At 65.0% G+C, this 15804-nt stretch carries 12 protein-coding genes; 7 read left to right on the forward strand and 5 right to left on the reverse strand.

Features of this window, described 5'->3' with window-relative positions:
- Positions 1-38: 38 nt before the first annotated feature.
- The 5 genes from AC0L2B_RS29280 to AC0L2B_RS29300 form a co-directional block, all read right to left on the reverse strand.
- Positions 39-884, reverse strand: a complete 846-nt coding sequence (locus tag AC0L2B_RS29280) for a fumarylacetoacetate hydrolase family protein (RefSeq protein WP_473747847.1) — start codon at positions 882-884, stop codon at positions 39-41.
- A gap of 61 nt (positions 885-945) precedes the next feature.
- Positions 946-1677 (reverse strand): SDR family oxidoreductase, encoded by a 732-nt coding sequence (locus AC0L2B_RS29285; RefSeq protein ID WP_473747848.1) that lies wholly within the window; start codon positions 1675-1677, stop codon positions 946-948.
- Between the two features lie 328 nt (positions 1678-2005).
- Positions 2006-4378, reverse strand: coding sequence for an aldehyde dehydrogenase family protein (locus tag AC0L2B_RS29290; protein ID WP_473747849.1), 2373 nt, complete (start codon positions 4376-4378; stop codon positions 2006-2008).
- 16 nt (positions 4379-4394) lie between these two features.
- Positions 4395-5444, reverse strand: a complete 1050-nt coding sequence (gene deoC, locus AC0L2B_RS29295; RefSeq protein WP_473747850.1) for a deoxyribose-phosphate aldolase — start codon at positions 5442-5444, stop codon at positions 4395-4397.
- Positions 5445-5877: 433 nt separating this feature from the next.
- Positions 5878-6705 (reverse strand): ferredoxin--NADP reductase, encoded by an 828-nt coding sequence (locus AC0L2B_RS29300; protein ID WP_287203042.1) that lies wholly within the window; start codon positions 6703-6705, stop codon positions 5878-5880.
- A gap of 221 nt (positions 6706-6926) precedes the next feature.
- Between AC0L2B_RS29300 and AC0L2B_RS29305 the strand changes: the two genes are divergently transcribed.
- The 7 genes from AC0L2B_RS29305 to AC0L2B_RS29335 all read left to right on the forward strand — a co-directional run bounded on the left by AC0L2B_RS29305 (position 6927) and on the right by AC0L2B_RS29335 (position 15789).
- Positions 6927-9011, forward strand: a complete 2085-nt coding sequence (locus tag AC0L2B_RS29305; protein WP_473747851.1) for a hydantoinase/oxoprolinase family protein — start codon at positions 6927-6929, stop codon at positions 9009-9011.
- A 211-nt stretch (positions 9012-9222) separates the two neighbouring features.
- Positions 9223-10968 (forward strand): hydantoinase B/oxoprolinase family protein, encoded by a 1746-nt coding sequence (locus tag AC0L2B_RS29310; protein WP_473747852.1) that lies wholly within the window; start codon positions 9223-9225, stop codon positions 10966-10968.
- A gap of 117 nt (positions 10969-11085) precedes the next feature.
- Positions 11086-11862 carry an ABC transporter substrate-binding protein gene (locus tag AC0L2B_RS29315; RefSeq protein WP_473747853.1) on the forward strand — a complete coding sequence of 259 codons (777 nt, stop codon included), beginning with the start codon at positions 11086-11088 and terminating at the stop codon, positions 11860-11862.
- 397 nt (positions 11863-12259) lie between these two features.
- Complete coding sequence (locus tag AC0L2B_RS29320) at positions 12260-13387, forward strand: transporter substrate-binding protein (protein WP_473747854.1); 1128 nt, start codon at positions 12260-12262, stop codon at positions 13385-13387.
- Positions 13384-13986: an ANTAR domain-containing response regulator gene (locus AC0L2B_RS29325; RefSeq protein WP_473747855.1), complete on the forward strand. Its 603-nt coding sequence runs from the start codon at positions 13384-13386 to the stop codon at positions 13984-13986. The genes AC0L2B_RS29320 and AC0L2B_RS29325 overlap by 4 nt, the downstream gene beginning before the upstream one ends.
- Entirely contained in the window at positions 13964-14872 is a 909-nt protein-coding gene (locus tag AC0L2B_RS29330; RefSeq protein ID WP_128170086.1) for an ABC transporter permease, read from the forward strand. The genes AC0L2B_RS29325 and AC0L2B_RS29330 overlap by 23 nt, the downstream gene beginning before the upstream one ends.
- The gene (locus AC0L2B_RS29335; protein WP_128170087.1) at positions 14869-15789 is read left to right on the forward strand and encodes an ABC transporter permease; all 921 of its coding nucleotides are present in this window, start codon (positions 14869-14871) and stop codon (positions 15787-15789) included. Before AC0L2B_RS29330 ends, AC0L2B_RS29335 begins: the two co-directional genes overlap by 4 nt.
- The last annotated feature ends 15 nt before the right edge of the window (positions 15790-15804 follow it).

Genomic DNA, 15804 nt, shown 5'->3' on the forward strand with positions numbered 1-15804 from the left:
GCAGATGAGGGGCGGCGCAAACTTGCCAAAGTGAGCGCCTACGCGTCCGCCTTGAACGTCTGCTTCTGCATGCCCAGCCCTTCGATGCCGAGCTCGACGACGTCGCCGGGCTTCAGGAACACCGGCGGCTTCATGCCCAGCCCAACGCCGGGCGGCGTGCCGGTCGAGATGATGTCGCCAGGATGCAGCGACATGAACTGGCTGAGATAGGAGACCAGGTAGGCGACGCCATAGACCATGGTTTTGGTCGAGCCGTTCTGCATCGTCTTGCCGTTGACCTTCAGCCACATCGGGATGTTCTGCGGGTCCTGGACCTCGTCCTTGGTCACCAGCCATGGGCCGATCGGCCCGAACGTGTCGCAGGATTTTCCTTTGGTCCACTGGCCCTGGCGCTCGGCCTGGAAGGCGCGCTCGGACACGTCGTGCGCGACGCAATAGCCGGCGACATAATTGAGCGCCTCGGCCTCGGTGACGTATTTGGCTTTTCTGCCGATGACCACGCCAAGCTCGACTTCCCAGTCGGTCTTGACCGAGCCGCGCGGGATCAGCACGTCGTCGTCAGGCCCGACGATGGCCGAGCTTGCCTTCATGAAGATGATCGGCTCCGGCGGCACGGTGGCGCCGGTCTCGGCGGCGTGGTCGGAATAGTTGAGGCCGATGCAGATGAATTTGCCGGTGCCGGCAACGCAGGCGCCGATGCGCGGCTTGCCGGAAACCGCCGGCAGCGATTGCGGATCGAGCTTCGACAGCGTTTCGAGCGCTGCCGGGTCGAGCGCCTTGCCGGCAATGTCGGTGACATGGGCCGAGAGGTCGCGGATCGTTCCATCCGCATCGAGCAGGCCGGGGCGTTCGCTCCCCGCTTCGCCATAGCGCAGCAGTTTCATTCTTTTTCTCCTGATTGCGGCGCAGAGGCCGTTTGCAAACTCAGAGTTTTCAAATGGCCTCTTAGATCGACCAGCCACCGTCGATATTATAAGCCTGTCCCGACGTATAGGTGGCGCCGGCCAGATAGACGGCGAGATCGGCGATTTCCTCTGGTGTGCCGAGGCGGCCCATCGGCTGGCGGGCGATGAAGGCGGCGCGGGCAGCCTCGTAGTCGCCCTGCGCATGCATGCGGTCCTCCAGCGACGGGCTTTCGACCGTGCCCGGGCAAATGGCGTTGCAGCGTATGCCCCTGCCGACATAGTCGGCGGCGACCGATTTGGTCAGGCCGATGACCGCCGCCTTGGTCAGCCCATAGACGAAGCGGTTGGGCACGCCCTTGGTCGAGCCGGCCAGCGACGCCATGTTGATGATCGAGCCGTCGCCGCGCTCCAGCATGCCGGGCAGCACGGCGCGGATAGTGCGGATCATCGAGCGGACGTTGAGATCATAGGCAAAATCGAGATCGGCGTCCTTCATCTCGAGGATCGAGCCGGAGTGGACGAAGCCGGCGCAGTTGAACAGCACGTCGACAGCGCCGATCTCGGCGAAGGCGTTCTCGACCGCCTCGTCGTTCAGCACGTCGAGCTTGTGGGTCTTGATGCCAGCCGTCTTGCCGAGTTCGGCGAGCAGCACCTCGTTGATGTCGGTGGCGTGGACGACAGCGCCCGCCTTGGCGAAAGCCAGCGCGCTCGCCCGGCCGATGCCTTGCGCCGCCGCCGTGACGACAACGACCTTGCCTGCCAGATCCGCCATGCCTTTTTTCTCCCTCTGTGGCCGCCCGGGTGCTATTCGCCTAGGGGTGGAAAATGTTTTTTCTCGGTAAAGAACATCTTTTAGCCCGTCAAGCCCGGAGGTTCCCTACTCTTTCCAGGCATTGGCGCTGCCCCTCATTGCCCTGCCGGGCATTTCTCCCCGTATAGTGACGGGGAGAAAGAAGGCGGCCGCAGCCTCGGCGCACATTCTGCAACGTTGGACATTGGCGAAACCATCGATGAGAGCGTCCCTCTCCCCGTCACTATACGGGGAGAGGATGCCGGCAGGCAGGTGAGGGGCGGCGCCGACGTCGACAATCGACACACGCTCAGTCGCCGTAGGGCACCCAGACGTTCTTGACCTCGACGGCACGGCGCAGCAAGGCATCGCCGGCAGCCTCGGCCGACGCCCAGTCGAGGCTGCGGCCGTTGCCGGTCCAGACGCGCTTGAGATTGCCGACGGAGTCGGCTTCGGCCCTGGCGCAGGTCTCGGCATCGGCGAACAGCCAGAGCCCGTCGACATCGTCGTGCCTGGCCAGCACGCCGGCGAGCTCGGCGGTGCGGCCGGTGACGATGTTGATGGCGCCGGCCGGAACGTCGGAATATTCGATGACCTGGTAGAGATCGGTGGCAAGCAGCGGATATTTTTCCGACGGCACCGCGACCACGGTGTTGCCCATGGCCAGCGCCGGCGCCACCAGCGAGATCAGGCCAAGCAGCGGCGCATTGTCGGACGCCACGATGCCGACGACGCCGACCGGCTCATGCAGCGCCAGTGTGACGGCGCGGGCCGGCGGCTGGTGGACGCGGCCCTCGAACTTGTCGGCCAGGCCGGCATAGAGGAACAGCCGCTCGATCGACATCTCGACCTCGTCGCGCGCGGCCTTGGCGGTGGCGCCGGTGAGCTCGGTGAGGCGCGCCGCAAATTCATCGGCACGGCCGGACAGGTTCTCGGCCAGATAGTACAGCACCTGGCTGCGGTTGTAGGCGGTCGCCTCCGGCCAGGCCTTGCAGGCGCGTGCAGCCGCGACGGCATCGCGAATATCCTTGCGGCTGCCGAGACCGACCTCGCCGGCAAACTTGCCCTTGGCAGTGGCTATATCAAGCGAATAATTGCCGTCCGGCCTGACCTGCTTGCCGCCGATGAACAGCTTTGCCGTGCGGTCGATGGCGTCGCCTTCCGCCCGCTCGACAGGATTTGTCGTAGCCGCTGCCGGCTTGACGACCGGGCCGAGCGGCAGCTTTGCCGAAAAATATTCGAGCATGCCCTCGCGCCCGCCTTCGCGACCAAAGCCGCTCTCGCGGTAGCCGCCGAAGCCGCAGGCGGCGTCGAACATGTTGGTGCCGTTGACCCAGACGACGCCGGCCTTCAATTGCGGCGCGACGTGCAGCGCAAGGTTGACGTTCTCGCTCCACACCGAAGCGGCCAGGCCGTAACGCGTGTTGTTGGCGAGCTCGATCGCTTCCTCGGTGTTGCGGAAGGTCATGGTCGCCAGCACCGGCCCGAATACTTCTTCCTGGGCCAGGATATTGGCCGGAGAAACACCGGTGGCGAGTGTCGGCAGGTGATAATAACCGGAAGACGGCAGCGCCACGTCCGGCTGCCAGCAGACGGCGCCCTGCTTGGCGCCTTCGGCGACCAGCCCCTTGACGCGATCGAGCTGGGTCAGGTCGACCAGCGGGCCGATATCGGTGTTCTTGTCGAGCGGGCTGCCGACGCGCAGCCGACTCATCCGCGCCTTGACCTTGGCGATGAAGGCTTCAGTGATGCCCTCCTGCACCAAAAGCCGCGAGCCGGCGCAGCAGACCTGGCCCTGGTTGAACCAGATGCCGTCGACCAGTCCCTCGACGGCGCTGTCTAGGTCGGCATCCTCGAAGACGACGAAGGCCGACTTGCCGCCAAGTTCCAGCGATATTTTTTTGCCCGACCCGGCGGTGGCCTTGCGGATGATCTTGCCGACCTCGGACGAGCCGGTGAAGGCGATTTTTTGGACGCCGGGATGATTGACGATTGCCCCACCCGCCTCCGGCCCGCCCTGGACGATGTTGACGACGCCCTTCGGCACGCCGGCGCGCTGGCAAATCTCGGCGAACAGGATGGCGGTAAGCGGCGTGAACTCAGCCGGCTTGAGCACCACCGTGCAGCCGGCGGCCAGCGCCGGCGCGATCTTCCAGGCCAGCATCAACAGCGGAAAGTTCCACGGGATGATCTGGCCGACGACGCCGACGCCCTTCTGATCAGCGAAATCCTTGTCCAGCGCCTGCGCCCAGCCGGCATGGTGGATGAAATGGCGGATGGCCAGCGGCACATCGATGTCGCGGCTTTCGCGGATCGGCTTGCCGTTGTCGATCGATTCCAGCACCGCAAACAGCCGCTGGTGGCGCTGCATGGCGCGGCCGATGGCATAGAGCACTTTGGCGCGTTGATAGCCGGTGGCTGCGGCCCATTTCGGCAGCGCCTTGGCCGCGGCCGAAACCGCGGCATCGATATCGGCAGCACCGGCATCCGACACCTTGGCCAGCAATTTTCCCGATGACGGGTCGCTGGTATCAAAAGTCTTGCCGCCGCCGGCCGCCTTCCAGTCGCCGCCGATGAACAGCCCCTTGGAAAAATCCCGCGCCGCAAGCCAGGCATCGGCCTCATTGCGGGCCTCCGGCGCCGGCCCGTAGTCCATGGCGTGATAGCGTTCGAGAATGTTCATCAGGCGCTCCCGATAGTCACGCCATCGCGTGGCGATGATTGGCCGAATAATGACCGGTCAAATGATGCTCGAGCTGGCGCTCGATGTCGGTCAAAAGGCTGGACGCGCCGAAGCGGAACAGGTCCGGCTCCAGCCATCGCCGGCCAAGCTCTTCCTTCATCAGCACCAGCCAGTCGAGCGAAGCCTTTGCCGTGGAAATGCCGCCGGCCGGCTTGAAGCCGATGAGGTAGCCGGTCTCCTCGAAATAGGCGCGGATGGCGCGCACCATGGCGAGGCCGACCGGCAATGTCGCGTTGACGCTTTCCTTGCCGGTCGAGGTCTTTATGAAATCGGCGCCGGCCATCATCGCCACCATCGAGGCGAGCATGACGTTGCGCAGCGTGGCGAGGTCGCCGGTGCCTAGGATGACCTTCAGATGCGCCTCGCCGCAGGCGGCGCGCATCGCAACGATCTCGTTGTAGAGTTCCTGCCATTTCGCGGCAAAGACCAGGCCGCGTGGAATGACGACGTCGATCTCGTCGGCGCCGTCGCTGACCGAGGCTTCGATCTCCTGCAGCCGCGTCGACAGCGGCGTGAGGCCGTGCGGAAAGGCGGTGGAAACGGCGGCGACATGGATGCCGCTGCCGCGCAGCGCATCGACGGCGGTGGCGACGAAGGGGTGATAGACGCAGACCGCCGCCGGGCGTATCTTTTCACCTGCAATGCCGAGGCCTTCCACGATGTCGCGGCGGAACGGATTGACCGCCTTGGCGCACAGCCGGCGCACGCGCTCGTCGGTGTCGTTCGAGTTCAGCGTCGTCAGGTCCATGCAGGCAACGGCGCGCAGCAGCCAGGCGGCCTGGTTGTCGGCCTTGATCGAGCGCCGCTTGGTCAGGCTGGCGACACGCCGTTCCAGCGCCGAGCGGTTGACGCTGCGCATCGATTCCATGAAGCCGAGATCGAGCTTCATGCCGGGATTGCGGGCAATGCCATGCGCTTGCGGCGCCGGCGCATTGGCGGCGGTGCGCGCCGGCAGCGGCGTGATCTTCGAAGGTCCGCGCTCTGCTTCGCGGCTGGTGCTGCTCATCTCCTGCCCCTTTGTTCGACGACTTGCGGTCGAAGATAGACCGTGAAGCAGCGCTTCACGAGTCCTTCAGGCGGTCATAGTTGAAAAAGCCAGCTGTGACATCAGCTGAACAGCGCTGCGGCGCTCTCCCTTCTCCCCTTGTGGGAGAAGGTGGCCGCCCACGGATCTTGCCTCCGGCAAGCCCGAGGAGAGGCTCCGCGGGTGTTCCAGCTTGGCACCGCCGCACTCCGTCCAGCAGCCCTCAACCGTCTTGGCGCTGCGCGCCAAGCGCCAGCGCGCGCTCTCCCTTCTCCCCTTGTGGGAGAAGGTGGCCGCGAAGCGGCCGGATGAGGGGTGTTCCAGCTTGGCGCCGCCGCATTCCGTCCAGCACCCCTCAACCGTCTTGGCGCTGCGCGCCAATCCACCTTCTCCCACAAGGGGAGAAGGAAAGAACCTACCCGACAAACGCGCGCTCGACGACGAAGCTTGCCGGATGATGCAGCGAGCCTTCCTCGAAGCCGAGGCTTTCGGCCAGTTCCTTGACATCCCTGAGCATGTGCATCGAGCCGCAGATCATGATGCGGTCGGTCTCCGGGTCGAGCTTGTCGATGCCGAGATCGGCATAGAATTTTCCCGAGCCGATCAGCGCGGTGATGCGGCCCATGCGCTCGGAGGTTTCGCGCGTTGTCGAATTGTAGAGCGTGACGCGGCCGCCGGTCAGCTCGCCGATCAGCGGGTCGTTCTCCAGCTCTGCAACCAGCTCCTGGCCGTAGGTCAGCTCGGCATTGTCGCGGCAGGTGTGGGTCAGCACGACCTGCTCGAATTTCTCAAAAGTGTCGGGGTCGCGCAGCAGGCTGGCGAAGGGCGCGATGCCGGTGCCGGTCGAGATCATGAACAAGCGTTTGGCCGGGGTCAGCGCGTCGACCACCAGCGTGCCGGTCGATTTTTGCCGCATGATGACGGTGTCGCCGATCTCGATCTTCTGCAGGTGCGAGGTCAGCGGGCCGTCCGGCACCTTGATCGAAAAAAATTCCAGCTCGTCGTCCCAGGCAGGGCTGGCGATCGAATAGGCGCGGAACACCGGCTTCTCGGCATTGGGCAGGCCGATCATGACGAACTCGCCGGAGCGGAAGCGCAGCGACTGCGGCCGGGTGATGCGGAACGAAAACAGCCGGTCGGTATAGTGCTTCACCGAGACGACGGTTTCGGCATAGACATTGGCCGGAATTGGGAACTGCAGCGGCCGGGCGCCGGCGGTGTTGAGCGCGGATGTGGTGTTCATCAAACCTAACCTTCTGGCCCAACCCGAGGGCGCTGACGCCAAAACTTCTACTGCGCGCCCGAACCGATCAGGTTCCGGCGTGCCGTTTGCACACTGCCAAGCGGTAAGCTCTTGTGTCCGGAATTTATTAGTATACAAATGATATTTGCGTCAAGACGCCAGGCTGAAACACCTTTCCAAACTGAGACATATCTGTAGTCCTGACATTTCGGGTTTCGACAATGGAAGAGAATTTTTCGGCGCAGACGCTGGATTCCTCGGGCAGCGTCGTCGCCGGCATCGACGTCGGCGGAACCTTTACCGACCTGCTTCTGATCGACGGCCGTCACGGCGGCAAGGTGCATATCGCCAAGACCCCGACCACCATCGACAACCAGGCCTTCGGCGTCGTTTCGGCGCTCGACGCCACCGGTTTTCCCATCCGCGGCATCGACCTCATCGTGCACGGCACGACGACCACCACCAACGCAGTGCTCGAGCGCCGGCTGGCCAGGACCGGCATGATCACCACGCGCGGCTTTCGCGACGTCATCGAGCTAGGCCGGCGGACGCGGCCGCAGGCCTATGGCATGACAGGCAGCTTCGTCCCGATCATTCCGCGCAATCTGCGGCTTGAAGTGGCGGAGCGCGTCGAAGCCTCGGGCGCAGTGCGCATTCCGCTCGACGAAGCCGAGATGCGCGCGGCGATCTCGCAGCTGATCGCGGCCGGCTGCGAATCCCTCGTCATCCATTTCCTGCATTCCTACGCCAATCCGGCACATGAGCGGCGCGCCGCCGAGATCGCCGCCGCGCTCTGGCCGAACAGCTACATCACGACAGGTCACGCATTGCTGTCGGAAGCGCGCGAATTCGAGCGCGGCGTCACCGCTTCGGTCAACGCCTCGGTGCAGCCGATCCTCGAGCGCTATGTCGAGCGGCTGCGCAAGGAATTGGGGTCAAAAGGCTACGCCCGCGACTTCCTGATCATGAACGGCAATGGCGGCATGATCTCGGCCCGCTTTGTCACCCGTGAATCGGCCAAGACCGTGATGTCCGGCCCGGCCTCCGGCGTCATCGCCGCCGCCTATACCGGAAAACGCGCCGGCTTCGAAAACCTGGTCACCTACGACATGGGCGGCACCTCGACCGACGTGGCGCTGATCCGCAACGCCGAACCGGCGGTGTCGAACGAGATCGAGATCGAATATGCGATGCCGATCCATGTGCCGATGGTGGCGGTGCACACCGTCGGCGCCGGCGGCGGCTCGATCGCCCGCGTCGATGCGGCCGGCCTGATCCAGATCGGCCCGGAAAGCGCCGGCGCCAATCCCGGCCCGATCTGCTACGGCCGCGGCGGCAGCGAGCCGACCATCACCGATGCCAATCTGGTGCTCGGCCGGCTGGCGCCGAAAAAGCTGCTTGCCGTCGAAAACCCGGTCACATCAGAGCATGTCACCGGCATTTTTGAAGACAGGATCGGCCGCCCCACCGGCCTGTCCGGTGTCGAAGCGGCGGGCGCGGTGCTGCGGCTCGGCAACATCAAGATGGCCGGCGCCATCCGCATGGTCTCGGTGTCGCGCGGCCACGACCCGCGCGATTTCGCGCTGTTCGCCTTCGGCGGCGCCGGACCGCTGCATGCGACAGCACTGGCGCGCGAGCTCGGCCTGCCAAAAGTGCTGGTGCCGGCGCGGCCGGGCATCACCAATGCGCTCGGCTGTGTCGTCGCCGATCTCAGGCACGATTTCGTCAACACCGTCAACCAGCCGGTAGCCGGGCTCGATGAAATCCAGCTTCACGCGATATTGGAACGACACCGAAACGAAGGCGAGGAGCTGATCGGCAAGGAAGCGGTGAAGCCGGAGACGATCCGCGTCACCCATTCTGCCGACATGCAGTTCGTCGGCCAGACCCACATCATCAACGTGCCGCTGCCGTCGTCTTCGGTGACGCGCGCGGTACTGCAGCAACTGTTCGAAAAAGCCTATTTCGCCCGCTTCAAGGTCGAGCTGCCGGAAATCCGCGCCAATCTGGTCAACCTCAACACCTCGGTCACCGGCGTGCGGCCGGCGATCGATCTTTCGCGATTGATCGACCCGGCTGGCCGCGCCAGAACGCTTGATGAGGCGTGCCGCGAAATCCGGCCGGTCTGGTATGGCGGGCGCTGGCACGACACGCCGGTCTATAGCAGGGAAAATCTGCCGCTCGACGCCGCCATAGAAGGGCCGGCGATCCTCGAACAGATGGACGCCACCACCGTGCTCGAGCCCGGCGACCGGGCGCGCTCGGACGCCGACGGCAACATCATCATAGAGGTGGGGCAGTTATGATAAGGCTTTCATCGAAGAGGACCCCCACCCCTAACCCCTCCCCACAAGGGGGAGGGGGATTTGGTCGAGCCACCAGTTCCTGGCATCGACACGCAGCGATTTGCTGCTTTCAGCGCCAACGAGAATCCCCCTCCCCCTTGTGGGGAGGGGTTAGGGGTGGGGGTCCTTCTTCGTCAGAATCCGCCCGCCTCGTCCAACTTGAGGCGCGCGGATGATCACTCTCGACACCATTACGCTTTCGGTCATCCAGGCGGCGCTGCAGCAGGTCTGCGACGAGATGGACCTGACGTTTTCGCGCGCTGCCTTTTCGCCGGTTATCGCCGAGGCCAACGATCGCTCCGACGGCATCTATTCGGCCGTCGATGGTTCGTTGATCGCGCAAGGCAGCCAGGGCCTGCCGGTGTTCGTCGGCGTCATGCAGTATTCGACCAGGACAGTGATCGAGATGATCGCCGACGGAAGCTGCCTGCCGCCCGAGCCCGGCGACATCTACATCGTCAACGACCCCTATCTCGGCGGCACCCATCTGATGGATGTGCGCTTCGCCATGCCGGTCTACCGCGACGGAAAAATCTTCTGCTGGCTGTCGAACACCGGCCACTGGCCCGATATCGGCGGCTCGGTGCCCGGCGGCTTTTCCGCCTCGGCAACGGCGGTCGAGCAGGAAGGCCTGCGGCTGCCGCCGGTGAAACTGTTCAAGCAGGGCGTGCTCGACCGCGAGATCTACGCCATCATCTGCTCGAACATCCGGGTTGCCGACCAGCGCATCGGCGATATCCGCGCACAGGCGGCGGCACTGCTGATCGGCCAGGATAGGCTCAACGGCATCCTCGATCGTTACGGTGACGAAACGGTCGTCGAGGCGATCGCCGAACTGCGCCGCCGCGCCGCCGAGCAGATGCGCGCCAACATATCGGCCATTCCCGACGGCATTTACCGCTCCAAAGCCTTCGTCGATTCCGACGGGGTGGTGAACGAGCCGCTGACCATCGCGCTGGCGGTCGAGAAACAAGGCGACACGCTCAGCTTCGATTTTTCCGGCTCATCAAAACCCTGCGCCGGGCCGATGAACAGCGTGCTGGCGACGACCTTGTCCTCGGTCTATCTCGCCATGCGTCACATTTTCCCCGACGTGCCGATCAGCGCCGGCGCCTTCGAGCCGCTGATCGTCAAGCGGCCGGAAGGGACTTTCCTCGACGCCAAATATCCGCGCCCGGTGTCGGGCTGCGCCGCCGAGGTTTCGCAGCGCATCGCCGAAGCGGTGTTCGCGGCCATGGTGCAGGCGCTGCCCGACAAGGTGACGGCGGCCCCGGCCGGCTCCAGCGGCAATTTCGCGCTCGGCGGCAACGACCCGGCCCGCGGCCGCGACTACGTCATGTACCAGATCTCCGGCGGCGGCTATGGCGGCAATGCCGGTCACGACGGCCTGACCAATGGCTGCTCGACCATCGGCATTTCCAAATCGCCGCCGGTCGAGATCATGGAGCAGGCGTTTCCGGTGCTCTACCGCCATTACGCCCTGCGCGAAGGCTCGGGCGGCGCCGGCAGGCATCGCGGCGGTTTCGGCCTCGCCTATGAGGTCGAGATCCTGCGCGGCGACGCCCGCGCCTCCTTCGTCATGGACCATGGCCGTTTCGGCCCGCAGGGCGCGCTCGGAGGCAAGGACGGCGCGGTCAACACGGTGACTGTTTTTCGCGACGGCCAGCAACATGTGCCGCCGCACCTCTCCAAGGAGCAGGACATCGCGCTGCAGGCCGGCGACCGCGTGCGCGTCGGCACGCCGGGCGGCGGCGGCTATGGCGATCCCCTGCAGCGCGATCCGCAACTGGTGCTGCGGGATGTCGCCCTGGGCTACTACACGCCCGAACAGGCCAGCGAGAAATTTGGCGTCGCCCTGTCGCCGGACGGCTCGGCAATCGACCAAGCCGCCACCGATCGGGCACGAGCAGCCGGCTGACCGCCGAAGCCTGCAATCGGCCTTGCCGCGCCGTGATCGCCGCAGGCCATGTCGTTTCCGTCTCCGCCGCGCCCACAAAACCCCGTAGACTCGGGCTCCACAACGGAGATCTGGATCATGCGCCTTTTCGGTCGTTTCTTGGCTGCAGCTTCCGTCGCCATGGCTGTCGCCACCGGCGCTGCCTCTGCCCAGGACAAGAAACTCAGGCTTGGCACCGAGGGCGCCTATCCGCCCTTCAACTATGCCAATGCCGATGGCACGCTGGGCGGCTTCGACATCGATCTCGGCAAGGCGCTTTGCGCCGAGATGAAGACCGAGTGCGAGTTCGTCGTGCAGGATTTCGACGGCTCGATCCCGGCACTGCAGGCCGGCAAGTTCGACGCCATCATCAACATCACCATCACGCCGGAACGCGCCGAGAAGGTCGACTTCACCCACAAATACTACCAGACGCCGCCGGCCATCGCGGTGCCGAAGGGTTCGACCGTCACCGGCACCTCGCCCGAGGACCTGAAAGGCAAGGCGCTTGGCGTGCAGAGCGCCACGATCCACCAGAATTTCGCCGAGCAGAAATACGCAGGCTCGACCATAAAACCCTATCCGACCGGCGACGACGCCCGCACCGACATGGTCAACGGTCGCCTCGACGCGGTGATGGACGGCTCGATCCTGCTGACCGAATGGCTGGAGAAGCCCGAGGGCGCCTGCTGCAAGCTGCTCGGCACCCTGGCGCCAGACCCGGCCATCCATGGCCCGGGTGTCGGCATCGCGCTGCAGAAGGGCAACAAGGAGTTGGCCCAAAAACTCGACGCGGCGATCGACGCGCTGCGCGCCAACGGCAAATACAAGGAAATCAACGACAAGTATTTTGCCTTCGACGTCTACGGCGAGTAGCGAGTCCCGGGCAATCGCCTCAGGTTTGCGCTGCCCCTCATCCGCCTGCCGCACCTTCTCCCCGTATAGTGACGGGGAGAAGGGGATTTCCTGCACCGCTGCCGATTGGCGAAATCCTCGGTGACGGCGTCCTTCTCCCCGTCACTATACGGGGAGAAGTGCCCGGCAGGGCGATGAGGGGCAGCGCCAACATCGACAATTGGTGAAGCCCGAACGGCGCTCCCCCTTCTACAGCAGCATCGTCGGGCCGGCCTCCACTTTCCCGCTTGACTGACCCGCCGTACCGAATACGCTGTTGGGGAAAATACCGGCTCCGACCGCCGGGCGGCAAAAATGCCTCGTATGCCTCGCCTTCCGCGGCGGCGGCTGCGGGGCATTGTTATTTTTGGGGATTTGCTTGGGACGGCTTATCGAAATCGGCATCCTTTACTCGCGGTCGGGCAACTACCGCCTGCTGTCCGAATCCTGCCGTTCCGGTGCGATGACGGCCATCGCCGACATCAATGCCGATCCCGCCATCCCGATCGAATTCGTTCCGGTGGAGCGCGACCCGCAAGGCAACATCGACGGCTACGCGACGGGCTGCGCCGACATTCTCGCCAACAGCGGCGCGCGCCACATCATTGGCTGCATCACGTCATGGAGCCGCAAGGAGGTCATCCCGATCCTCGAGCGCGCCGGCGGCACGCTCTGGTATGCCTGTCCCTATGAGGGCTTCGAAGCAAACGAGCATGTCGTCTACATGCACGCTTGCCCAAACCAACATCTCGTTCCGCTGCTGGCCCATGTCGTGCCGCGCTTCGGCGCCAACGGTTTCCTGCTCGGCTCGAACTACATCTGGGGCTGGGAGACCAACCGTGTCGCCCGCGACCTGATCGCCGACGCCGGCGGCAAGGTTTTGGGCGAGCGCTATCTGCCGCTCGGTGAGGTCGATGTCTCCAGGCTGATCGCCGAGATCCAGGCGACCCGGCCGGATTTCGTCCTGAACAACCTGATCGGCTCGTCGTCCTACGCCTTTATCACTGCCTATGCCGAGCTCGCCGAACGCGACCCGCATTTCAGGCCGGAGCGCTGCCCGATCCTGTCCTGCAATCTCACCGAATGCGAGTTGCCGGCGCTTAACGAGGCGGGCAATGGCCACCTTTCCGTCGGGCCATACTTTCACGACATCTCGGCAGCGGATCGCCAGGGCGATTCGCCGCCCTCCATCATGCCTGCCTCGTCCTTCGAGGCGGCGGCCTATGCCTCGGTGCGGACGCTTGCCGAAATCCTCGCCCGCAATCCCGGCGCACAATGGCCGGATCTTTCCCAGGCCTTTGCCGGAACCTCGTTTCGAACCCCGCTCGGCGACATCTCCATCGATCCACAAACCCAGCACGCCACCTTGCCGGTGCAGATCGGGCGCATCGAGGGCACCGCGTTCAAGACTGTGATGGTGACCAAGGGTGTCGCGCCCGATCCCTATCTGTCCCGCTATGACCGGACCGAGACATTCGGCCGCCCACGCCTGAGGGTGGTCTCGTGAGCAAGGTCCCGCGCATCCCGAATCTCGGCGGCGCCAGGGCCTTTGTCCTGCATCGTCCGCATCCGACGGTGCTAGCTATCACGCGGCAATTGTCGGCCATCGGCCTCGAGACGGTCGGCTGCTGGCCGGAACTGCCGGCCGAGGCGCTGGCGGCGGACTTCGTTTTCTTCGATGCCGATCTCGGCTTCGACGAACAATTCCCGTGGGCGCCGGGTGAGGCGCCGATGCCGCTGGTCGCGCTGATCGGCTCCGAAGCGCCGGGCCGCATCGAGTGGGCACTGTCGCACAAGGCCGACGCCCAGTTGCTGAAGCCGGTCGGCAATGCCGGCGTCTACAGCGCCCTTTTGATCGCGCGGCAGAGTTTCGAGGCGCGCAAGCTTTTGGCAAGCGAGATATCGTCGCTTCGCCTGCGCGTCGCGGAGCGCCAGACCATCGTGCGCGCGGTGGAAGCCCTGTCGAAAGGTGCCGAGGACGGCCGCGCCTATGCGCAGCTGCGGTCGCTGGCGATGAGCTGGCAGATCAGCGTCGAGGAGGCCGCGCGCAGGATCGTGGCGATGACGGAAGAAGAAGGCGGCGATGACCAGTCCCATCGCGCCTGACCTTCCGGCAACCGGGCGCATGCCGGCCAGGCCGCGCGCCGGCGTCTGGCGGCGCCTGGTCAAGCGTCCCCTGGCATTGATCGGCCTGGTGATCGTTGCCGTCGTCCTGGCCGGCGCCGTCCTGGCGCCGTGGCTGACGGGCTACGATCCGAACGAGCAGATGTTCGACGGGCTGACGCTTGAAGGCGCGCCCTTGCCGCCGAATGCCAGCTTCTGGCTGGGCACGGACCTGCTCGGCCGCGATCTGCTGACCCGCATCCTTTTCGGCGCACGCACCTCGCTGATCATCGGCATCGTCGCCAACGGCGTGGCGCTTCTGATCGGCACGCTGGTTGGCGTCACCGCGGGCTATTTCCGCGGCTGGATCGGTGGCGCGCTGATGCGCTTCACCGACCTGATGATGGCCTTTCCGGCGCTGCTGCTCGCCATCTGCCTGGCGGCGGTGCTCCAGCCGAGCCTGTGGATCGTTGCCATGGTGATCGCCCTGGTGAACTGGGTGCAGACCGCGCGGGTCATCTACACCGAGACAAGCTCGCTCGCCGAGCGCGAGTTCATCGACGCCGAGCGCACCATCGGGGCCAGCGCGCCACGCATCCTGTTTCGCCATATCCTGCCGCATCTGCTGCCGACGATCATCGTCTGGGGCACGCTCGGCATCTCGACCACGGTGCTGCTCGAAGCAACGCTCAGCTATCTCGGCATCGGCGTGCAGCCGCCGACCGCATCCTGGGGCAACATCATTTTCGAGAACCAGACCTATTTCCAGGCAGCGCCCTGGCTGGTCTTCTTTCCGGGTGCGGCGATCCTGGCGCTGGCGCTGGCCTTCAACCTCATCGGCGATGCGCTGCGCGACATCCTCGATCCGACGCAAAGGGGCCGGGCATGATCGCCTATCTCGGCCGCCGCGTTATCCAGTCCGTGCTCATCCTGCTCGGCGTCTCATTGATCACATTTGCACTGCTCTACCTGCTGCCCGCCGACCCCGTCCGCCAGATCGCCGGCCGCAGTGCCACGCCCGAAACGGTCGAGAACATCCGCCGGCAGCTCGGCCTCGATCAGCCCTTCTTCATCCAGTACTGGCACTATCTGACCAGCCTGCTCAGCGGCGATCTCGGCCGCTCCTACATCCAGCGTTCCGAGGTCACGGAGCTCATCGTCTCGCGGCTGCCGGCAAGCCTGCTGCTGATGGTCGGCGCCATCCTTTGCGAGCTGGCGATCGGCCTGACGATGGGCCTTGTTGCCGCCGTCAGGCGCGGCACCGCCACCGACCAGACGCTGATGGTCGCGTCCTTTGTCGGCGTCTCGGCGCCGCAGTTCGTCGTCGGCCTGCTGCTCCTTTACGTATTCGCCGTGCAGCTCGGCTGGTTTCCGATCGGCGGCTACGGCACCTGGCGCCATCTGGTGCTGCCGTCCCTGACCATGGGAATACTCGGCGCCGGCTGGTACGCCCGCATGATGCGCTCGTCGATGATCGACGTGCTGCGCCAGGATTATATGCGGACCGCCCGCGCCAAGGGCCTTGCGCGCGGCGCTATCATCTTCCGCCATGCACTGCCCAACGCCATCCTGCCGGTCATCGCCATGATCGGCATCGACATCGGCATCTTCATGGGCGGCATCGTGGTGGTCGAAAGCGTGTTCGGCTGGCCCGGCATCGGCCAGCTTGCCTGGCAGGCCATCCAGCGCGTCGACATTCCGATCATCATGGGTGTCACCCTGGTTTCGGCCTTCGCCATCGTGCTCGGCAATCTCCTGGCCGACACCGTCGCACCGTTCATCGATCCGCGCATCAAGCTCAGATGAAGGCCAAAAAAAGAC

The organism is Mesorhizobium sp. WSM4815 (assembly GCF_055811575.1).